Origin of the sequence: Scopulibacillus cellulosilyticus (assembly GCF_042665295.1) — a bacterium.
GTDB lineage: Bacteria > Bacillota > Bacilli > Bacillales > Sporolactobacillaceae > Scopulibacillus_A > Scopulibacillus_A cellulosilyticus.
In genome coordinates this window covers 64,111-85,349 of record NZ_JBHTCO010000017.1, presented here as the reverse complement: position 1 = coordinate 85,349, position 21,239 = coordinate 64,111, and the positions used below count along the sequence as shown (strand labels likewise).

Genomic DNA, 21,239 nt, shown 5'->3' with positions numbered 1-21,239 from the left:
TTATTTTACATTGGCAAGCTCTCTTACGCTTTTTGCGGCTTTTTGAACGCCCTTCATCACTTCTTCGGGTGTCATATCGCCATTTAACATCATTTGCGCACCCTCTAAGTATGCGTTTACAATTCGAATATCAAGCGCAGAATCAAGCCACTCGGCCATATCCTTTGAATTTTTTACCTGAGTTGCGGCGTCGCGCATCGCTTTTGTTGAATTATCTTTTGTCAGTGCACCATCGACCGGACTTAGATACCCGGCATCTTTAACAAGCTTTTGTCCGTTTTTCTTATTCGTTAAAAATTCGAGGAATTTCATAGCAGCCTCCGGATGCTGCGTTTTTGATGAAATCATAAATCCTTCAGGAGCACCTGACATAATATCCGCCCGGCCTTGTCCGCCTTCTATACCCGGTAAATCAAAGAAACCAAGTTTGAAATGAATATCAGGTTCAACTAAGCTTATTTCATTCGTTTCCAAAAACATCATGGCTGCTTTACCGTCATTAAACATTTGCCTTGCAAACTCGTGATCCATTGCATTAACATCTTTATTGAAATAAGGATTTAACTCCTTAAGTTTTTCCAATGCCTTTACATATTCAGGGTTAGTAAAAGTGCCTGTCTTACGGTTGTAATCTTTTTTAAGAACACTTTGCGGCACCATTCGTTGATTTAACGTTCCAATATAATGAGCAATCGCCCAAGGGGCCTTATCTCCAAATGCAATCGGTATATAGCCTTTTGATTTTATTACTTTTGAATCTTCTATCAATTGGTTGTATGACTTTGGAGGATCCAAATGGAGCTTATGAAAAATATTTTTATTGTAGAAAAAAGTTTTCCCATCCATAAATAATGGGACACCGTATATCTTTCCATTAAACGTAAAAGGACTAATTTGTGACTGCGCTAATCGGCTTGACCATGCTTTGTCTTTTTCATAATACGGGGTTAAATCCAACGCTTTCCCTCCGCGGACAAATTTATCAGCGAATTCTCCGCTCCATGAATAAAAAATGTCGGGAGGGTGATTCGTTCCCGCTAAAACACGAATTTTTTCTTTATAAGCATCGTTTAAAACCGCCTCTGTTTGAACGTGAATATTGGGATTTTCCTTTTCAAATTCTTTAACAACGCTCGCAAAATAAGATCTTTCCGGTTCCTTAGGCCAGCGATGAATAAATTTCAATGTAATTTGGCCATCTTTATGAGATGATGATGTACTTTTGGCTGTACTTTTTTCAGAATGTGAACAGCCGCTTATTACGGAAGTGAATAGAAGCAAAGCCGCTGCCAAGCATAAAAGTTTTTTCAAGACAGCTGCACCCCCCGTTATTAGAATTTTCAGTGCGAAAATGGTATAATGATATAAGGAAGGAATTGAGGATCGGCACATCCCCAATTCCTGGATTGAATATTTATTTTTTAATATGTGTTCAAAAGGAGGACAAACAAGGCCGAGAAGTTCGAGGCGCGGAAGCCGCGAGGATCGGAGCGTAGTCTGAACCTACGTGAGAACCGGAGCGGCGACGCAACGAAGAAATTCGACAGCCATGTTTCCCGGACTTTTTGAACATCCTTTAGTATTCAAGTTTCCACATGTATCTTCTTTCTGAAAGCGGGTGATTTCTTTCATCCGCTAATTTTTCTGCATACAGTCTAAGCACATGATTCAAAACAAGCGGCGCAATATATTTTTTCATAGATTCATCAATTTCTTTCAGGTCAAAGTCTTTTGCATCTAATACAACAAGTTTTTCTCCGAATCGTTTTGAGAACTTCAAGGCTCTTTCTTCAAGCGGCCGTGTTTCATCCAAACCTAGCAAAATAATAAATGGCACATCTTTATCCAGAATCTCAAACGGTCCATGGAAGTATTCCCCGGCATGAATGGCGTGTGAATGAATCCATTGCATTTCCATTAAGATACATATCGCAAATGAGTAGGCAATCCCGTAATTCGCGCCGCTTCCCATTGTATAAATGATTTTCTCGTCTTTATAATCATGACCGAACTGTTCTGCTTTGTCTTTAAACTGTTCTAAGGCCCTATCATATACCGTTTGCAGCTGATCCAAACTGCTTAACATTTTTTGATAATTATCATTTTCTTCATAAATAGAAACAAGCCCCATAACCAGCTGATACATAAAGCTATAGTTTGTGTTAAAGGCATTTGCTTCTTTGCCCCATTCATAACGTAAGACAAAATCAGCATCCGCTGTTAATGGCGAACCAAGCTCATGTGTCAAAGCCACGGTTGTTGCGCCTTTGCTTTTCGCAAAGCTGACTGATTTGACCGTTTCAGGCGTCTTGCCTGCATGAGAACATAAAATAACCAATGAGTCTTTGCCAAGCTTTACTGGATTCCTGTGAATGAACTCGTTCGAAGAATAGAGATCCGATTCAATTGTTTTCGCTTCCCGATCTAAAAGGTATTTACTTGGATACATCAGTGCTGAAGAACCGCCGCAAGCGACAAAGAATACATTTTTTATAGTTTTGCCTTTAAGCGCATCTAAAACTTCTTGTACCTGTTTATCAGCTGTTAATTGTGTTGCCATCATATAACCTCCAATAAAAATGAATTTTCATTAATAAGTGCCTTAAGTATCTGCTATCCTCCTTCACTTGAATATAACGTTATATAACATTATAATAAAACCATGGATAACCATTGTCAATAATTTTATGAAAATTAACTATCATTGAATATTTTTACTAATGGAATTGTTTACCTAGAAAAGAATTAGTATGATAAAAGAAGGATAATCTAATATGTTTGCAGGTGAATACTATGAAACTGAATGCTGATAGTGCTCAGCCATTATATGAACAATTGAAAAGTATTATAAAAGAAGAAATCTCTAGAGGCGTTTATAAATACGGAGATAGAATACCAACTGAAATCGAACTATGCGAAAAATACGGGGTCAGCCGAATCACCGCAAGAAGAGCGGTCAGCGATCTTGTTGAAGAAAACATCCTGGACCGCCAGCAAGGAAAAGGAACGTTTGTTAAACACCGCCCCTTTAAGAGCGAACTCCTTGCTGTCACCGGATTTTCTGAATTCGTAGAAACTGTTGGGAAAAAGCCTAATTCTCATGTTGTTTCCAAAGAAGTCATATCATCAACACCGGATCTTGAAGAGAAACTTAATATCCCGAAAGATGCACCCGTGTTAAAACTAGTGAGACAATTATATTTGGATGATGAACCTTTAATGCTTGATACCGCACACTATCCTTTGAACCGCTTCCCGAATCTGGATCAATATATAGAAGACTCATTATCCACTTATAAAATTTTAAAAGATATTTATCATACCCAGCCCTTCTCAAGTAAAAGAGAGTTAAACATTGCACTCGCTACAAGAATAGAGGCGCCGCTGTTAAATTGTGAAGTTGGCGAACCGCTGTTTAGAGTTGAAAAAATTGCCTATGATAAAAACCACATTCCTGTTCATACTTCTGTATTTTATGCGGTCGGGAGTAAAGTGACTTTTACTGTTAATGAAAGTGTTGAGGAGTAAGGTGCACCCTTTTTGACGGACGGGGTTACCTGCCTTCCTGCTAAAACAGGAAGATGCCATAATACAATGTTTTTTTGGGAGTTGGGCAATTTTGGGACAACCAAAGAATTTTAAAGCTTTTTTAACAAAAAGATATTGGGTCATTATTATTGCTGTCTTTTGCTCTATCTTATGGGGCAGTGCCTTTCCTGCCGTCAAAGTCAGCTATCATGTACTCGGAATTTCTGAAAATAACTTATTGGCACAAATTGTCTTTGCAGGTATGCGGTTTATGATGGCCTCACTTATTCTGTTAGTTTTAATGTTTATTGTTGATAGAAAAGCTTTAAGACTTAAGCGGCGTCATTTACCGGCAATTATAAGTCTGGGATTCTTTACAACAAGTCTGCAATACTTCTTTTTTTATATTGGATTGGCTCATGCATCAGGTATGAAAGGTGCTATTTTAACTTCCAGTGAAATGTTTTTTGTTGTTATTATGGCCCATTTTATATATTCGGACGATCGTTTAAATTGGCGTAAAGTTTTTGGATTAATTGCAGGTTTTGGAGGTATTGTGCTTGCAAACTGGGGAGAAGATTTTTCGTTGAATTTTTCCTTTTTAGGCGAAGGTTTTCTTCTTTTGGCTGGTCTGTCTAATGCATTAGGTACTTTTCTGGCCAAAAGACTCTCAATTGACATTCATCCATTTGCATTAACCGGCTACCAAATGTTTTTCGGTTCGTTTACCATGCTTATTATCGGGTTTCCGAAGCTTCAACCAGGCTCTATGCATTTTACACTATCAGGCTGGGCTTTGTTAATTTACTCTGCATTTCTATCTGCAGTTGCCTTTTCATTATGGTTTTCATTACTTAAATATAATAAAGCCGGGGAGGTTTCAATATATAAGTTCGTTGTTCCTGTCGCCGGCACAATTTTGTCAGCAATATTTATTCCGAGTGAGCATTTAACTTTTTATATTTTGGGCGCACTTGTTCTTGTTGCCAGCGGAATTGTAGTTATTAATCGAAAAAGTGAAAGACAGACTATTATCGAACAGGGGGCACCTAATCTAAAAAGATAACAAAACAAGAATTAAAGAAAAGGGAGGTTAGTTGTGATCCCCCTTCAATAATAACCTGCCAAAATGACCCGACATCATTTAATATGCCGGGTCATTTAAAAATAGTTGTTTTATTTCAATCAGTTTTTTTTTATCCCCTTTTGCCAGAGTGCTTATCGTAATTAAAGCTTATTATCGTCTTGTATTTAAAGGCTTTAATTTCGCTTCAATTTGCTCCCGCTGTGATTCGAAAAATGGCGGTAAAGCAAGCGTCTCACCTAAATGGTTAATATCTTCATCTGTGTCAAAGCCGGGGCCGTCTGTTGCTAATTCGAATAATATGCCATTCGGCTCTCTGAAATAGAGAGAACGGAAATAAAAACGATCGACATATCCAGAATTATGAAATCCGACTGCTTGAATTTTCGTTATCCATTCCCGTAATTCTTCTTCATTGTCAACCCGAAATGCAACATGATGAACACCACCGCGTCCGAGGCGTTCTTGAGGCAGATCATTTCTCTCTTCTAAATGAATTTCTGCACCGGTTCCTCCTTCTCCAGTTTCGAATACTAAAATGTCCGGTTGTCCTTTCACTGAGGAAGGGTAGCGCCCTTTTTCACGGAATCCCATGATTTCTGTTAACACATTTATTGTTTTTTGTGCATCTCTAACCGTTAATTTAATTGGTCCCAATCCGCGAATACCATATTCCTGAGGTACCGGACTTTTTTCCCAAGGGGTGCCGCCTTTGACACCATCATTATTTTCATCCGATACTAAAGTTAAGCGTTGTCCTTCAAAGTCTTTGAAAGAAAGTGCGGAGCGGCCTGTTTGTTTTGAAATGTCTTCATGGTCTACATTAAAGTCTTCAAAGCGTTTTTTCCAGTAAACTAATGCTTGATCATTGGCAACACGAAGGGAGGTTTCCGATATACTATTAACCCCGTCATGGTTTCGTCCAGCCATCGGAATTTCAAAAAAGGTCAATTCGGTTCCGGGGTTCCCCTTCTCATCTCCATAAAACAAATGATAAACCGAAGTGTCATCTTGGTTAACTGTTTTTTTAACTAACCTGAGACCTAATATTTTTGTGTAAAAATCAAAGTTCTTATCAGCTTTTGCTGTGATTGCTGATAAATGATGAATCCCTTTGAGTTCCATTCCATTCACCCTCTCATTTACTATTAATTAAAATGCCTAATTAAGAAAACTTGCCGATTAATTAAATCATCACTTTATTTAGATTGATGAGTACCACTTTGCCGCTTGTTGAACTTCGGATTGAGTCAATTGATGGCCGGCACTCTCCCAATGAATCTCAACGGTTGCACCCGACCGTTCGAAAATATTGGCCAACTCTTTTGTTTCTTCAGGTTTGCAAATGGGGTCATTTATACCTGCCCCTATAAAAACTGGTGTGCCGGCGAGATTAGGTAATTCAATGCCGCGCCGGGGAACCATTGGGTGAAATAAAACAGCGCCTTTTAGTGCATTTTCATAGTGAAAAAGAAGGCTGGCCGCAATGTTTGCGCCATTGGAGTAGCCAACAGCAACCACATTGTTTCGATCGAATTTATAGTCATTCGCGGCAGAATCGATAAACGCTTTTAATTCTTTCGTTCGAAAAATGAGATCCTGTTCATCGAAAATCCCTTCAGCAAGTCTTCGGAAAAATCGCGGCATCCCGTTTTCACTGACATTTCCGCGAACGCCTAATACCGAAGCGGAATCATCAATCATGCCTGCCACCGGTAAAAGATCTGTCTCCGTTCCTCCTCTCCCATGCAGAAGAAGCAATGTCGGTTTACTTAAATCCTTCCCTTTATGGAAAAAGTGTTTCATGAATGTTTTACCTCCTTTAGACTTTTAATAATTATTTATTTGTTTCATTTAACTCGAATTCGAGGTATAGGGCAAAAAAATAATATTAGCCAACTTCCATTTCTGCAAAATTCTTTTTTAATTAAGTTGAATTAAATTATCTCTAATTCGAGATTAATTTTACATTTGAATAATTCTTTTGTCAACCCTTAAACAAAAGAGAGCCCGATCAGGACTCTCTTTTGCCAAAGTTATCCACAGTTCACAGGGTCAGACCCCAAAAAAGATGGTTATCCACAGTTTGATTTATACACTGTCCAGTTGTTGGACTTGGAATAAATCAAAATAGCTGCCCCGTTTCTCCATAAGTTCGTGATGATTGCCGACTTCGATAATTTTGCCATTTTCAATGACAACGATACGATCAGCATGTGTAATCGTTGACAGTCTATGTGCGACAATAAATGTTGTCCGGTCTTTTGCCAGATCTTCGAGTGCTTCCTGGATAAGATGCTCGCTTTCAAGGTCCAGGGCTGATGTAGCTTCATCCAGGACCAGAAGCGGAGGATTTTTCAAAAACACTCTCGCTATAGATATCCGTTGTTTTTGACCGCCGGATAGTTTGACTCCGCGTTCTCCGACCGGGGTGTCGTATCCTTGCGGCAGCTGCATAATAAAGTCATGAGCATTCGCTGCTTTGGCTGCTTTAATAACTTCTTTATCGGTCGCATAGGGGTTCCCCATTTTGATATTGCTTTTAACCGATTCACTAAAAAGAACCGTATCCTGCAGTACCATGCCGATTTTATCTCTAAGTGTTCTTACTTTAAAATCACGGATATCGCGGCCATCCAGTTCAATAGCACCGCTTGTGACATCGTAAAATCTGGGGATAAGACTGACAAGCGTTGACTTGCCTCCCCCGCTCATACCTACAAGCGCAATCGTCTCACCCGGCATCACATCAAGATTGACGTGTGATAAGGCTGGCGACTCGTCTTGATTATAATAAAAGGATACATCGCGGAAACTGACATGTCCGTCAACAATTTCAAGCGGTTTTGCATCCGGCTTATCCTTAATGTCGTACTTTTCATCTAAAAATTCAAAGATCCTGTCCATTGAAGCAATTGACTGAGTTAATGTCGTTGATGAGTTCACGAGTCTTTTCAACGGATCGTATAACTGATTTAAGTAAGAGAAAAAGGCGACTAATGTACCGATCTGCTTTAGATCTCCGGAAATAACAAGATATGAGCCGACACCAATGACAAGGAGCGGTGAAATATCTGTAACGGTATTAACAACCGCAAACGTTTTTGCGTTCCATGATGTATGATCTATCGCTTTTTGCCAAAAGTTTTTATTTCTCTCAGCAAACTGCCCCTGCTCATAATCTTCCAATGCAAAACTCTTAATGACATTCATCCCTTGAACCCGTTCATGCAAATGACCTTGAACTTCTGCAAGCGCTTGAGAGCGGCGCCTTGTTAATTGCCTTAATTTAGAATAGAAAATTTTAACGATCATAGCGTAAACCGGGAACATAATAATAGATATAATTGCAAGAATCCAATTTAGCCAGAACATAATAACTAAGGCTATCAGAACGGTCGACATATCAAGCCAAATATTCATTAAGCCAGTGATAACGAAGGTTTTGGTTTGTTCTACATCATTAATAACCCGAGAGATGATCTCGCCGATTTTACTGTTAGAGTAAAAACGAAGGCTTAACTTTTGAATATGCGCAAACAATGTATCACGGATATCATACAGGACTTTATTTCCAGTCCATTGAGCAAAATATTGCCGGTAATATTCAATCGGCGGACGTATCACAACAAAAATAAAAAAAGCGCCTCCAAGTAAGTAGAGAAGCTTTTTCAGCTTTTCAGCATCTGACAATGATGTATTAAGAATATCATCAATGACGTACTTGAAAATTAAAGGAAGCAATAAAGGTATACCAAACTTTACAAGTCCGACAATAACCGTAATTACAATTTGTTTTTTATACGGTTTAACAAATTTCATATATCGCTTAATGCTGCCCAGAAAGCATCACCTAGTTTCTTTCTAACTTTTTATACAAGCTGTACCATTTGTCCACAAAACCTGGATTGAAAGGCCCTTTTTCATTTTTTATCCAATCGATTAATTCTTTTACATGGCTTTTTAGTATATTATCGAGTTTTTTTGGATAATTCATTTTTCGTTTATGCAAAGAATACTCATCTTCGTCAAGCAATTTATATGAACCATTCGGATATACTTTAATATCAAGATCGTAGTCGATATACTTAAGAGCTTCCTCATCCCAAGTAATCGGCGATCCTAAATTGCAGTAGTAATAAATGCCGTCTTGGCGGATCATACAAATAATATTGAACCATTCTTTGGTGCTGAAATACGTGATAGCGGGTTCCTTTGTCCGCCAATGCCTGCCGTCGGACTCAATCACTAATGTTTGATCATTGGCACCGATGACAGTATCCTGAGTACCCTTTAAAACCATGGTTTCTTCCCATACGCGATGCAGCGTACCATCATGCTTATAACTTTGAATTTGAATGATCTGACCCATACGAGGAAAACGCATCGTCGTTCCCCTTTCATATAAAAAGTGACATTTGCTATATGTTTATATATTATAACTTGTCTCCTTAAAATTTTAAAATAATATAACAATATGTTTTACATTTTTTCTAACGTTGATACAATCCGATTTACATCGAGCACCGCGTGATACATTCTCAAACTGCTGCAAGCTATGATGAAAAGTTAAAATATGTGTCGGCGAAGGAAACACATAGTTCACCGTTAAATGTCTATGATAAAAGACAAGGAGGTGTTCCATAAATGGTAGATGAAAAACAAACGCCTGATTTTGATGCATTAAATGATCGATTAATTGCAGAACAGCCGAAGGGTCCGACTTTTGGAATTAAAACAAATTTAGATCCAAAAACGCCGTTTGAAGAAAATCCTTATGCGGAAAATGTCAAAAGCAAAAAAGGGCAGCAGCAACTTGAAGATTTTTTTGAGTAAATTTCATGATTTCCTATCGCACAATTTAAGCTATCCAAATTGGATAGCTTAATTATTATTAAAGCTCCCTAAACGTATGTTAGGGAGCTCATTCATGTGTAAGGTGATGTTACTGTTGGTTTTGGCTTTTCTTAGCTTGAGACTGTTGGTTCTTTTGACGTACAGATTGAACGTCAGTTTCGCTAGCAAATTCTGTGCCGAATTGGCCAGCTTGTCCAGCTTGGTTTTTACCTGCAGCTTGTTGGTTTTGTTGTCTAACGTGTTCAGCGTTAGTTCCTGCAGGTGTCATATTACGCTTTGCCATTGGTATCACCTCCACGATAGTTAATGTAACCATTGTCATTTTCTTTTATGTAAAAGAAATAAGAATTTTTTTATTCCGGCGCAAAGTGCTAAATCTGCCTATTTAAGCAGCGGCTTTAAGGAATAAATAAAACCCCGCCGATGTTTTACTTTATTTAAATGAGCAGATTTAAAAATGGACATAACTATATATATACGAGAAAGGATGATATCAATGTATGACGGAAGGGACTTTACGGAATTATCCATGATCCCGAAAACTGAATGGAAAGATAATGAACTCGCTTATTTTCACCATTGTTTACAGCAGCTAACCCCATATTTAAATAGTGAAGGTGTTGAGATAAGAACCGAAGTTGTTGAAGAAATCGAATCAAGAGGCGGATTAAACGAGGTCTGATCTATTTATGAGAGCAGACCTTGTTTAATTTTATCGACAATTTTTTGATGTGAAACCGGGAATGGGAATTTTTCCAATTCTTTTAAAGATACCCACTTTCCCCCTTCCTTAACAGGAGTTTTATCAATCATCCCCGTAAATAAGTTTAAATGCCATTTTAAATGGGTAAAAGTATGTTGTATGCTCATTTCCGTGTTGTTTATTTGAATAGAAAGATCATAATTCTTTTTTATATAATCCTGAACTGCTTTATTTGTATCTGTTTGCAAAGATTCCAGAGGAACCATAGGAAATTCCCATAAGTTTGCAAGCAAGCCTTGTTCGGGGCGTTTTCTGATCAAGAATTTTCCGGCTTTGTCCCGTAATACAAGAGCAGCAAAAAACAGCGGCTTAGGCGGCGTCTTTTTTTTCTTGACAGGATATTCAGTTTGGACGCCTTCATCGAATGCCCTGCAATGTTTGGCAATTGGACATTGATCACATTTCGGCTGCTTGGGCTTGCAAATAAGCGCGCCAATTTCCATTAATCCTTGGTTAAATGCAGAAGGATCCGTTTCGGAAATAATATTATAGATAATTTCTTCAAATAACCGCCTTGTTTTCTGCTTCGTTATGTCATCATCTATTAAAAAGATGCGGCTCAGAACTCGCATGACATTTCCGTCAACAGCCGGCTCAGCCTGGTCATATGCGATACTCAGTACAGCCCCCGCTGTGTAAGGTCCTATCCCTTTAATAGATAAAATATCTTTTTTATTATTTGGAACACGACCCTGATATTCTTCAACAACTTCACGAACACCTTTTTGTAAATTACGGGCACGGGAATAGTAGCCTAGACCTTCCCAGGTTTTGAGAACAGCTTCTTCTTCCGCTGAAGCCAAATCCTCCGGGGTCGGGTATTGGGTAATAAATCGTTGATAATAGGGAATAACTGTATCTACCTGAGTTTGCTGCAACATCACTTCAGATATCCATATATAATAAGGGTTTTTTGTTTGACGCCAAGGCAGATCTCTCTTATTTTGATAAAACCATTGAATCAGATCTTTGTTGAATTGGTTAATCTTAAAATTTTCCAAATCTTGCTGTATGGTCATATTTTTTTAAAACCTCCAGGTGTAAAAGAGTTCCTAAATCGTTAATCTTTAAACATGTGAAAAGGGCTCTCACGTTGTATACTAATAACATAGGATATATTGTCAGCAAACAGCTTAAGCCTAATGTCTACATATAAACTTCACAAGAAAAAGTCATTTTTTGATGGTTAGGTGGCTATAACAATAGGAGGGCAGAACATACTATGGATTCAGCTACACATGTTGTCATGGGAATAGGGTTAGCAGGACTTGCAACCATTGATCCTGTTGTTGCGCACAGCACTGCTGAAACTCACGCCGTCCTAGTCGGAACTCTAGCCGGATCAATTATTCCTGATGTAGATACCGTACTTAAATTTAAAAATAACGCTACGTATATTAGAAACCACCGGGGAATCACTCACTCCATACCTGCAACATTACTATGGCCGATTCTGCTTGCTGCCGTTATCATGATCATTTTTCCAACGGCAAATATGTTCCATTTATGGTTGTGGACTTTTATCGGTGTTTTTCTTCATGTTTTCGTTGATATTTTTAACGCATACGGTACTCAAGCCATAAGACCTTTATCATATCGTTGGGTCGCATTAGGCATGATTAATATTTTCGATCCGTTCATTTTCGGCATTCATATCGTTGGCTTTATACTTTGGTATTTTGTTGGTTATCCTTGGATGATTTTTTCAGCTGTTTATGCCATTTTAATTATTTATTATTTATGGCGCGCCTATGTTCACCGCAAGATTGTTAACCGGGTAAAGGCCAGGCTGCCTGATGCTATAGAAGTATTTTTGTCGCCGACCTTGCGATGGTCGCAATATCATTTATCTGTTAAAGCGGAGAACAATTATTATGTCGGCGAAATAACAGCAGCCAGCGTAAACATTATTGATACGTTTACCCGAAAGCCGGTGCCGGATAATGATATCATACAGGCTGCAAAGAAAGATAAAAATTTGCACGCTTTTCTATCCTTTTCCCCTATTCACAGATGGGAGGTCAGCCCATTTGAAAAAGGATATGAAGTTAAATTTATTGATTTAAGATATCTGTCAAAAGGACACTATCCGTTTGTTGCTGCAGTCTGGCTTGATGATCATTTAAACATTATAAGTTCTTATACCGGATGGGTATACAGCGAGAAGAAGCTCAGAAAAAAACTGTTGCCGTCCACACGAAGAGAAAGAAGGGCTTAAGTTTACCCTTCTCTTTTTGTATTATTACCCGAGTTAATTATTTTCCTTAACCAGCATTGATATCGGAAATGCGGTAAGTTCCTTGGCATTTCCCCGGTATCCCCAGGCAAATGTTCCGTTCATATAAGCAATTTTAAATGAATCGCCCGGATCACCGGAAATATAATACTCATCACCAGGCTTAAATTGGGACGGATCCATTAAATAAGATTTCGCCATCTGAATCTTTCTTTCACAGACCGCGAACTCGTTAACCATGCCCATTTGCTCCGCTTTCTTAGCTTTTTCGTTCAATCTGGCAATTTCCTGTTGCAATTCGTACTCTGACATTTGACTATACCGTTTTTCCATAATGGATATGCCCCCTGATCGGAATTAACTAGTACTATTATAAAGGATAAAATTATTTAGTAAAAAGGTAAATTAAAGTTTAAGTTCAAAAAGGAGGAACGAGCAATACATCTCGAACTACTGCGAGTTGCGACGAGAAGTGGAAATACTTCTTTGAGTATGCTGCGGCGAAGGAGCACCAGCATGCATATTTTACTTTAACCCATTCATTTTTCCCGGACTTTTTGAACTTCCTTACTAGAGAGGATTGATATAAATGGCATACATCATCATCACCGGCGGCGGCTCAGGACTTGGACGGGCACTTGCCCTGCAATACGGAAAACACGGCTATACGCCTATATTGTTAGGAAGAAATGAAAGTAAGCTTCTGGATGTCAAAAGCGAACTTGCCGAACAGAGTGTCCAAAGTTTTATTGAGGTCTGCGATCTTAACGATATTGAACAAATCAAACAAACTGCCGCTCATCTTCAAGAAACTTTTAAACAAATCGATTTTCTAATTAATAATGCCGGTATCGGGCATTTTGGTCCTCTTCAAGACCTTTCAGATGAGAAAATATTATCTATGATCGATACTAATATAAAAGGTACAATCTTTTTTACTAAATATATGTTGCCTGCGCTTCTAAAAAATAAAAAAGGAAAAATTTTAAATATCATTTCGACCGCAGGACTTAAAGGAAAACTTAATGAATCCGTCTATTGTGCAACAAAATTTGCAATCCGGGGTTTCTCTGAAAGTCTTAAGTTAGAGCTTGCCGACAGCAATATTACTGTTGTTCCTGTTTATATGGGCGGTATGAACACGCCTTTTTGGGAAAGTGAAACGCATATAAAGGATACAAGCCGGCTTGTATCAGCTGAAGCTGTTGCAAAATATATTTATGAACACGATGATGGCCGCCAAGACATTTACGTCGATAAAGAACAGTTGGGTTAGTCTTTATATTCCTGAACAAATCGCTCGATTAGAGAAGCAGAAAATCCTTTGCGAAATAAATATTGCTTTATCTTTTGCTGCCATTCCCAGCCCGTAAACTTTTTGTATTTGCGGGCTGCTTTTTCGCCTTGAAAACAAACGGCTTGCCATTCTTCTTCCTCCGACTGGGAAAAAGCTTCGTTGATTATATCGTTTATTGTCTCCGAATAGTAGCCCCTTTGTTGCAGCAAACGGGTGAGCCTCTGCTTTTGTTCCATTGCAGACCGCTTGGCTGACCCGGTTTCCATTTTTTTATTCATAAATTTAAAGGCGTTTTCCTGTTGTTCTGAAGGACTGTATTGATCAAGTGCAGCCCTTGCATCTTGTTCATTCACACCGGATTGCACAAGCTCACGCAGAATATAATTCGGCCCCTTAGTGGTCAACCTTTTTCTTGATCTGACAAACGCTTCGGCAAATATCTTATCATCTAATAGATTTTCTTTAGACAGCCTTTGAATGATTTGCGCTATTTCTGTTCGTTCAAAGCCTTTTTTTAACAAATAGTCTTCCATTTCTTTTTTCGTACGCATACGATATGATAAGTAGTTTAACGCAAGATGATAGATTTTCACCATGCTTTCTTCAGACCTGATAGCATCTAGCTTTTCTTGCGTTAGTTCTAACCCTTTTCTTAATTCATGCGCTACAAAAATATCTTCATGGACATGAATCGTTAAAATACTGTCATTTTCCCGCTTAATATCAACGTAAAAATAGCCTTTATTTTTTTCATCTGCCCGCAGCTTATTTATTTGATACATGTTAATCACCTTCAATCTATTATAGACTTTCTTGTCATTTGAAGAAAATTTGGCAATAAGAGAGATATTTTAAGGAAGATTACCTATTTCAAAGGAGTGACATAGTTGAATCTATTGATTTCAGGAGGGACCGGTTTCATTGGACGAGCATTAACAAAGCATTTCAGCAGTTTAAAACATCACGTTTATATTCTTACAAGAAAACGTATTACTGAAGAGTATTCTCAATATGTTCATTATGTCCAATGGTTAATTAGAAAAAGCGCTAATCAATACCCGCTGCCGCCTATTGATGTTGCTATTAACCTTGCCGGGGCATCCATATACAACAGCCGTTGGACAGAGTCAAAGAAAAAAAGCATTTTACAAAGCCGCTTGAATGCGACTAAGTCACTGATCAACTTATTAAGCCAAATGCCTATAAAACCTCATTTACTTATCAGCGCTTCAACGGTTGGTTATTACGGCACATCGAAAACCCAATCCTTTACAGAAACATCCAGCTATGAAGGAAGCGATTTTTTAGCTGATGTGAGTTATCGTTGGGAAACAGAGGCCCTTCGCGCAGAGGAGCTGGGTATCAGAACTGTATTGGCAAGATTCGGACTTGTACTTGCACAAAGTGATGGTTTGCTTCCTAAAATGATTTTACCTTATAAATATTTTATCGGCGGAACAATTGCATCCGGCAAGCAATGGGTTTCATGGATTCATATTGAAGATCTGGTTCGTTTGATAGACTTTACTATTCAACATCCATTTATAAATGGTCCTGTAAATTTCACCTCGCCTTACCCTGTAACGATGAAAGAATTTGGACAAACAATTGGAAAAGTTACAAAGCGCCCCCATTGGTTTCTGTTCCCTTCTTTTATTCTAAAACTTTTCTTGGGTGAAGTAAGTGAATTTATAACAAAGGGTCAAAAAGTTATCCCCAAGAAAGCCGTTACCGCATCATTTAATTTTAAATATCCTAGTCTTGAAAGCGCATTAAAAAATCTTTTAAATTAATGATAATTTCTATTCCCATTTTATAAAAAACAGGATATAATATTCTAAATTTCATATGCAAACATGTTCAAAACAGGCGAAAATTTTCTTCATTTTTGAACATCCTCTACGGGAAGGCAATTGGTGCGCCACCAAAGTTTCTTTGGTCCTAGTGGGTTCGATTCCCATCCCGAAAGCTAGACAACTAAGATCATCTAAACAGATGATAAGTTTCTTTTTAAGTTTTTTCATTCATTGCCTAGTTTTTATATTATTCGGGGTGGACCCCGCTGGGAGGTATGTAACATGTTAAAGAAACGTGACCTTTCGGAAAGTGGCGTATTGTTTCAGTTAATGAAAGATCCTGAAGTGTACCCTTATGTCCGACATAAAGCCGAAACATTAGAAGAATATCAACTTATTGTTCAAGAAACAATGAAGAAAGAAGAAAATAATGAACTCATTTCCCGAACAATTATTGATGAATACAAACAACCTATCGGTACGATATCATTATACGACATTGCAGATAATAAAGGTTTCTTAGGGACATGGATTGGAAGGCCTTATTTTGGAAAAGGCTATAACCAAAGAGCCAAAGAAGCTTTTTTTTCTGAACTATTTCTGGAAAAAGCTATTCATACGATCTATTTAAAAATTCGCAAAGCAAATATTCGTTCCCAAAAAGCTGCAGAAAAAATTCCCTATGTGCATATTGTTGATAATTTGGAAGCACATCATATAAATCATGATCCTAACATGTTTCACTTATATGAAATCACGAGGGACCGGTATATTCTTCATCACCAGCATATCCAAACTTTCACCTTTAATGCAAATGAGCTGAAAGAAGCATAGATTAAAATCCCCCTTATAGAAGGCTTTCAAAGCTGATTATCTAAGGGGGATTTTTTCTTTTGATTAAACTAAAGCTTTTTGGAAAAAATAGCATAATAATGGGTGTTCAAAAAGAAGGAACGAGCGTAAGCACGGGCGAGAAGTGGAAATACTTCTTTGAATAATCTTCGGCGAAGAAGTCAGCACGCATACTTTAACTCATTCATTTTCCCCGACTTTTTGAACATCTTATAATAAAGGAGTGATCATATGGGATCAAAACGGGACAACCATACAATCAATCGGTTTGACCATTTAAACAAAACACAATCTGTCCTTTATCAAAAAGAATTCAAAAGGGCTGACAGCGCCTATCAAAAAGGCAGAAAGTCATAGGAGGTTTTCTGAGATGGAGCGTAAATATGATGGTCATGAAGAAGATATTGCCAAAAATGAAGATGTCCAATATACACAAGCCCTTGATTCCGACGATCAGGAAGCTTTAGAACGTGCTAAGGAAGCTGACAGACGGGCTGAAAATAGCGAAGATTAAGAAGCAGCCCTGTATAGCTGAGTGCTGTACAGGGCTTATAAATTATTCATTTTGATCATCAACGGATATCGGTTTCCAAAAAGATATAGCAAGAAAAGCTAAACCAAAGATAAGAATAACGATGCCCCACCAAAGATTGAGATTAGTATGATCATGGGCTTTGGTTGGATCGGCAAACAGACCATATCCGCTGATTAAGAGTCCATAAAATGTAAAGAGGACACCAATAATTTTTCGAAGATCAAAATAACCTTTTTTCTTAGATCCCATTATTCACCCTCCTTTACCAGAGCCAAATGTTAATGATAACCAGAATAATTAATGAAATAATAGATAGAACGCCAGGGCGTTTATACCAGGCCAGGTGTTTGTAATTTGGTTTTTCGGAATAGCCGTATACCAACCCTGTTAATTCTTCTTTTTTCTTAGGTTTTGTAAAGTAGCTGACAGCAATGGTTACAACCATAGTAATCACCCACGCGATTAATGCCCGCCAGAAATTGCCTGCCTGTGCTGAACCATAGAATTCTGCCGGGATCGCAAAATATGCGACAAATGCACCAACAACACCGCAAAGCAGTCCCCAGAAGCCGCCCCAAGCTGTTGTTCTCTTCCAAAACATACCGAGCAAGAATGTGCCAAACAATGGTGCATTGAAGAATGAGAATAAGGTTTGCATATAATCCATAACACTTGGATAACTGCCCGCAATATAGGCAGTTCCAATACTGACAATAACACCAATAACAATTGACCAGCGTCCTACACTTATGTAGTGTTTGTCGGATGCTTCTTTTTTGATATAAGCCTGGTAAATATCGTAAGTAAAGATCGATGTGAATGCTGTAATATTACCAGCCATTCCGCTCATAAAGCTTGCAAGCATAGCCGTTAATCCCAATCCAAGAAGACCTGGCGGATAATAGCGCTGAATCAGCATTGGTAACGCTAAGTTATAACTCGGGCCGCCCGTCTTGCCAAGATTGTGGAACAAAACAGCCGCAATAAGCCCTGGAATAATAACAAGAAGCGGCACGACCATCTTAAAGAATGTTGCAAAAATTGGCGTATTTTGTGCTGATCGCAGGTTCCTTGCCGCGAATCCGCGCTGGACAACTAAGAAGTCAGTTGTCCAATAACCAAAACCTAATACAAATCCCAGGCCAAGGATAATACCAATCCAGCTTATACCCATGGCATTTTGTGAAGCATGCATTGTATCTCCCCATAAGTGTCCAAAACTGCCAGGTAATTGAGCAAGCATTTGATGCCAACCGCCTAATTCATGCAAACCGAGGAAAGGAATTGGCAGCAGTCCTAACCAGATTAAGAAGAACTGAACCACTTCATTGTAAATGGACGATGTCAAACCCCCCAATCCTACATAAACCAATACAACGACGGCTGAGAATAAAATACTTGTTGTTAACGACCAGCCAATTAATACTTTAAAAATAAGTCCCATTGAGTACAGACTGATACCGGATACAAGAATAGTCATAACCGCAAATGTTACCGCATTCAAAGCACGGGTTGCTTCATTGTAACGAAGCTTTAAATATTCCGGCACTGAACGAATCTTAGTAGAATAGTAGAAAGGCATCATGTACAAACCAAGGAATATCATGGCTGGTATAGCGCCAATAAAATAGAAATGAGCTGTCATAATACCATACTCTGCACCATTTGCCGCCATCCCAAGTAACTCTAAAGCGCCTAAATTAGCTGACAAAAATGCAAGACCTGTTATCCATGTTGGTATAGATCGGCCGGATAAGAAGAAATCCTCACCAGACTTCATATGTTTTTTTAATAAAAAACCGATACCGATGACGAAAACAAAATAAACAATAATAACAATATAATCGACAACACCGGCATCAAACAAGGTTTTGTTCATGCTGGTTTCACCCTCTCCCAGAATTTTCACAATGTCTAAATATTTTATTGAAGCGCTTACAGACATCGTCTTTGTTATTTAATTTTATTAACTAATTTAAAAATAATGCATTATGAAAGCGTAGTCAACAACTTTTTATACAAGAATTGTTATCGGGGAGCAGAGTAACAGCTCCCCCAAATTCAACTTATTGTTTTGTTAATTTATCCACATTATTAACATTATCCACAGTTCACAGGGTCAGACCCCTTCGTATCCATTTGGATGAACTTGATGCCATTGCCATGCATGCTCAACAATCGTATCCAGAGAAGCATATTGAGGCACCCAGCCCAGTTCTTTTTCAGCTTTTTGTGATGATGCGATTAATACTGCCGGGTCACCCGGACGCCTTGGCGACGAAATAGCTTTAATTTCCTTTCCCGTTACACGCCGGCATGTTTCAATGACTTGCTTAACCGAGAATCCTTGACCATTGCCCAAATTATATATACCGCTTTCATTTGTTTTATCGAGCTTTATCAAGGCTAAATAGTGAGCTTGAGCAAGGTCGATGACGTGGATATAGTCACGGACACAGCTGCCGTCATCAGTGGGATAATCTTCTCCAAATATTGCGACGTGGTCTCTTTGGCCGAGTGCCGCTTGCAATACTATCGGAATAAGATGGGTTTCCGGATGATGATCTTCGCCAATCCGGCCTTCCGGGTCAGCACCCGCAGCGTTAAAATACCTTAAACAAACGGATTTCAGCCCATAAGCCTGATCAGCCCACTTCAGCATTTTTTCAATGGCCAGCTTGGTCTCACCGTAAGGATTGGTTGGAAAAGTCGGGTCAGACTCCTGAATTGGAATAGACTCCGGTTCACCATATGTAGCAGCTGTCGATGAGAAAACAATCTTTTTCACCCCGTGCTCGACCATCTTTTTCAATAACTGTAATGTACCATTGACATTGTTATCATAGTATTTTAATGGATCTTCAACACTTTCTCCGACAAGTGAATCAGCGGCGAAGTGAATGACTGCATCAATATCATGCTTCTGAAATACGTCATCTAATATTGATTCATCGGTTAAATGGCCAACATATAAGGGTGTATCAAGGACTGCGGGACGATGTCCTTTTTGCAAGCTGTCTAAAACTACAACATCTAAGCCTTTTTCTTTAAGATAAAGCACTGTATGGCTGCCTATATAACCGGCGCCGCCTGTGACTAAAACTGTCATACTATCCCCTCTTTTGTTATTTCTTTGACACCATCGCCAACTTCACAAATATAGAAGTTTGGCTCAAGGCCAGTTTGACTTTCATAATTATTTTTTACACTTTTTTTAAATGAAGGAACATTGTCTTTATGAACGATACTAATCGTGCATCCGCCAAATCCGGCTCCTGTCATTCTTGTCCCGATACAGCCGGCACATGTTTTTTGAGCATCAAATAATGCATCTAAATGTTCGCCTGTCACTTCATAATCATCTCTTAAAGACTCATGTGAAGCAACCATTAATTTGCCAAAAGTTTTTAGATTTCCTGACTTAAGCTCGCTGACAGCATCGATGACACGCCTATTCTCAGTGACCACATGACGAACTCTCTTTCTTATCGTTGGATTGAGATTTTCTTTGACTTTTTCAAACATCTCTAATGAAACATCTGAAAGCGTTTGGCACACAGGATACGATTTCTGAATTTCTAAAAGCCCTTTTTCACATTCTTCGCGGCGCTCATTATATTTAGAATCGGCTAAGCCTCTTCTTTTATTTGTGTTTGTAATAACAAACTTATAATCTCCTAAATGAAGCGGAACCAATTCATGAGTCATTGATCCGCAGTCTATGAAAATAGCATGTTCCTTCTTGCCAAAACCAACCGAATATTGATCCATAATACCTGTATTAACACCAATAAAATCGTTTTCCATATTCTGACAAATTAAGGCAATTTTTTTAATATCCGCTGGGAGCTTATACATATGACTTAATCCAAATGCTGTAACCATACCGATTGAAGCTGAAGATGATAAACCGGCACCATTAGGAATATTCCCATAATAATAGATGTCAGCTCCTTTAATTGACGCGCCAGCCTTCTTTAATTCGCTAATGACACCTTTCGGATTATTCCCCCAATCATCTTCCTTTTTGTAGACTAGTTCATCAAGTGAAAAGTTGATTTTCAAATCTGGAAAGTTCGCACTTCGCAAATAAAATTCCCGGTCAGAACGCAAGCTAACTGCCATATAAGTACCTTTTGATAACGCCGCCGGCAAAACGTATCCACCATTATAATCGGTATGTTCACCAATCAAGTTTACTCTTCCGGGGGCAAAGAAAACACGAATATCATCATTTCCCGGAAAATAGTGTTTAAATTCGTCGAGCAAATTTTTTATTAATTCCATTAGA

General features: G+C 38.5%; 24 protein-coding genes. 10 read left to right on the top strand and 14 right to left on the bottom strand.

The genetic code is table 11. The annotated features are described in order from the left end of the window. Positions 1–1,311 (bottom strand): ABC transporter substrate-binding protein, encoded by a 1,311-nt coding sequence (locus ACFQRG_RS13485; protein ID WP_380966836.1) that lies wholly within the window; start codon positions 1,309–1,311, stop codon positions 1–3. A 265-nt stretch (positions 1,312–1,576) separates the two neighbouring features. Then, a complete protein-coding gene (locus tag ACFQRG_RS13480) occupies positions 1,577–2,563 on the bottom strand; it encodes an SIS domain-containing protein (protein ID WP_380966834.1) in 987 nt (328 codons plus the stop codon). Between the two features lie 230 nt (positions 2,564–2,793). Between ACFQRG_RS13480 and ACFQRG_RS13475 the strand changes: the two genes are divergently transcribed. Both ACFQRG_RS13475 and ACFQRG_RS13470 read left to right on the top strand, forming a co-directional pair. Continuing rightward, positions 2,794–3,528 (top strand): GntR family transcriptional regulator, encoded by a 735-nt coding sequence (locus tag ACFQRG_RS13475; protein WP_380966832.1) that lies wholly within the window; start codon positions 2,794–2,796, stop codon positions 3,526–3,528. 91 nt (positions 3,529–3,619) lie between these two features. Then, on the top strand, positions 3,620–4,594 hold the full coding sequence (locus ACFQRG_RS13470; protein ID WP_380966830.1) for a DMT family transporter: 975 nt from the start codon (positions 3,620–3,622) through the stop codon (positions 4,592–4,594). A 171-nt stretch (positions 4,595–4,765) separates the two neighbouring features. Here ACFQRG_RS13470 and ACFQRG_RS13465 read toward each other — a convergent pair whose 3' ends face one another. The 4 genes from ACFQRG_RS13465 to ntdP form a co-directional block, all read right to left on the bottom strand. Beyond that, positions 4,766–5,737, bottom strand: coding sequence for a ring-cleaving dioxygenase (locus ACFQRG_RS13465; protein ID WP_380966828.1), 972 nt, complete (start codon positions 5,735–5,737; stop codon positions 4,766–4,768). Between the two features lie 78 nt (positions 5,738–5,815). Continuing rightward, positions 5,816–6,418, bottom strand: a complete 603-nt coding sequence (locus ACFQRG_RS13460; protein WP_380966827.1) for an alpha/beta hydrolase — start codon at positions 6,416–6,418, stop codon at positions 5,816–5,818. 285 nt (positions 6,419–6,703) lie between these two features. Then, positions 6,704–8,434, bottom strand: coding sequence for an ABC transporter ATP-binding protein (locus ACFQRG_RS13455; protein ID WP_380966825.1), 1,731 nt, complete (start codon positions 8,432–8,434; stop codon positions 6,704–6,706). Positions 8,435–8,465: 31 nt separating this feature from the next. Beyond that, positions 8,466–8,999, bottom strand: a complete 534-nt coding sequence (ntdP, locus tag ACFQRG_RS13450) for a nucleoside tri-diphosphate phosphatase (RefSeq protein ID WP_380966823.1) — start codon at positions 8,997–8,999, stop codon at positions 8,466–8,468. Between the two features lie 260 nt (positions 9,000–9,259). On the opposite strand from ntdP, the gene ACFQRG_RS13445 reads away from it, so the two are divergent. Then, positions 9,260–9,448 (top strand): hypothetical protein, encoded by a 189-nt coding sequence (locus ACFQRG_RS13445; protein ID WP_380966821.1) that lies wholly within the window; start codon positions 9,260–9,262, stop codon positions 9,446–9,448. 109 nt (positions 9,449–9,557) lie between these two features. Here the strand turns inward: ACFQRG_RS13445 and ACFQRG_RS13440 are convergent, their stop codons facing one another. Beyond that, entirely contained in the window at positions 9,558–9,752 is a 195-nt protein-coding gene (locus tag ACFQRG_RS13440) for a gamma-type small acid-soluble spore protein (RefSeq protein WP_380966820.1), read from the bottom strand. 213 nt (positions 9,753–9,965) lie between these two features. Here ACFQRG_RS13440 and ACFQRG_RS13435 point away from each other — a divergent pair, with 213 nt between their 5' ends. Further along, entirely contained in the window at positions 9,966–10,151 is a 186-nt protein-coding gene (locus ACFQRG_RS13435; protein WP_380966817.1) for a cytosolic protein, read from the top strand. A gap of 5 nt (positions 10,152–10,156) precedes the next feature. Here the strand turns inward: ACFQRG_RS13435 and mutY are convergent, their stop codons facing one another. Continuing rightward, positions 10,157–11,251: an A/G-specific adenine glycosylase gene (mutY, locus tag ACFQRG_RS13430; protein WP_380966815.1), complete on the bottom strand. Its 1,095-nt coding sequence runs from the start codon at positions 11,249–11,251 to the stop codon at positions 10,157–10,159. A gap of 203 nt (positions 11,252–11,454) precedes the next feature. Between mutY and ACFQRG_RS13425 the strand changes: the two genes are divergently transcribed. Next, complete coding sequence (locus tag ACFQRG_RS13425; protein ID WP_380966813.1) at positions 11,455–12,450, top strand: metal-dependent hydrolase; 996 nt, start codon at positions 11,455–11,457, stop codon at positions 12,448–12,450. Between the two features lie 33 nt (positions 12,451–12,483). On the opposite strand, the gene ACFQRG_RS13420 is transcribed toward ACFQRG_RS13425, so the two are convergent. Continuing rightward, positions 12,484–12,801 carry a YfhH family protein gene (locus ACFQRG_RS13420; RefSeq protein ID WP_380966811.1) on the bottom strand — a complete coding sequence of 106 codons (318 nt, stop codon included), beginning with the start codon at positions 12,799–12,801 and terminating at the stop codon, positions 12,484–12,486. 256 nt (positions 12,802–13,057) lie between these two features. Here ACFQRG_RS13420 and ACFQRG_RS13415 point away from each other — a divergent pair, with 256 nt between their 5' ends. Next, positions 13,058–13,744, top strand: a complete 687-nt coding sequence (locus tag ACFQRG_RS13415) for an SDR family NAD(P)-dependent oxidoreductase (protein WP_380966809.1) — start codon at positions 13,058–13,060, stop codon at positions 13,742–13,744. On the opposite strand, the gene ACFQRG_RS13410 is transcribed toward ACFQRG_RS13415, so the two are convergent. Further along, positions 13,741–14,547 (bottom strand): RecX family transcriptional regulator, encoded by an 807-nt coding sequence (locus ACFQRG_RS13410; protein ID WP_380966807.1) that lies wholly within the window; start codon positions 14,545–14,547, stop codon positions 13,741–13,743. The two genes, ACFQRG_RS13415 and ACFQRG_RS13410, sit on opposite strands and share 4 nt — an antisense overlap. A 105-nt stretch (positions 14,548–14,652) precedes the next feature. Here ACFQRG_RS13410 and ACFQRG_RS13405 point away from each other — a divergent pair, with 105 nt between their 5' ends. The 4 genes from ACFQRG_RS13405 (at position 14,653) to ACFQRG_RS13390 (ending at position 16,927) form a co-directional block, all read left to right on the top strand. Continuing rightward, positions 14,653–15,558, top strand: coding sequence for a TIGR01777 family oxidoreductase (locus ACFQRG_RS13405; protein WP_380966805.1), 906 nt, complete (start codon positions 14,653–14,655; stop codon positions 15,556–15,558). Positions 15,559–15,843: 285 nt separating this feature from the next. After that, on the top strand, positions 15,844–16,395 hold the full coding sequence (locus ACFQRG_RS13400) for a GNAT family N-acetyltransferase (protein ID WP_380966801.1): 552 nt from the start codon (positions 15,844–15,846) through the stop codon (positions 16,393–16,395). 249 nt (positions 16,396–16,644) lie between these two features. Further along, a complete protein-coding gene (locus ACFQRG_RS13395; protein WP_380966799.1) occupies positions 16,645–16,770 on the top strand; it encodes a YfhE family protein in 126 nt (41 codons plus the stop codon). A gap of 13 nt (positions 16,771–16,783) precedes the next feature. Then, a complete protein-coding gene (locus tag ACFQRG_RS13390; RefSeq protein ID WP_380966796.1) occupies positions 16,784–16,927 on the top strand; it encodes a hypothetical protein in 144 nt (47 codons plus the stop codon). A gap of 42 nt (positions 16,928–16,969) precedes the next feature. Here the strand turns inward: ACFQRG_RS13390 and ACFQRG_RS13385 are convergent, their stop codons facing one another. The 4 genes from ACFQRG_RS13385 to ACFQRG_RS13370 form a co-directional block, all read right to left on the bottom strand. Then, entirely contained in the window at positions 16,970–17,197 is a 228-nt protein-coding gene (locus ACFQRG_RS13385; RefSeq protein WP_380966794.1) for a hypothetical protein, read from the bottom strand. 13 nt (positions 17,198–17,210) lie between these two features. Continuing rightward, the gene (locus ACFQRG_RS13380; protein WP_380966792.1) at positions 17,211–18,827 is read right to left on the bottom strand and encodes a sodium:solute symporter family protein; all 1,617 of its coding nucleotides are present in this window, start codon (positions 18,825–18,827) and stop codon (positions 17,211–17,213) included. Positions 18,828–19,067: 240 nt separating this feature from the next. After that, the gene (galE, locus tag ACFQRG_RS13375; protein WP_380966790.1) at positions 19,068–20,057 is read right to left on the bottom strand and encodes a UDP-glucose 4-epimerase GalE; all 990 of its coding nucleotides are present in this window, start codon (positions 20,055–20,057) and stop codon (positions 19,068–19,070) included. Continuing rightward, on the bottom strand, positions 20,054–21,235 hold the full coding sequence (locus ACFQRG_RS13370; protein ID WP_380966788.1) for a galactokinase: 1,182 nt from the start codon (positions 21,233–21,235) through the stop codon (positions 20,054–20,056). Before ACFQRG_RS13370 ends, galE begins: the two co-directional genes overlap by 4 nt. Positions 21,236–21,239: the final 4 nt, after the last annotated feature.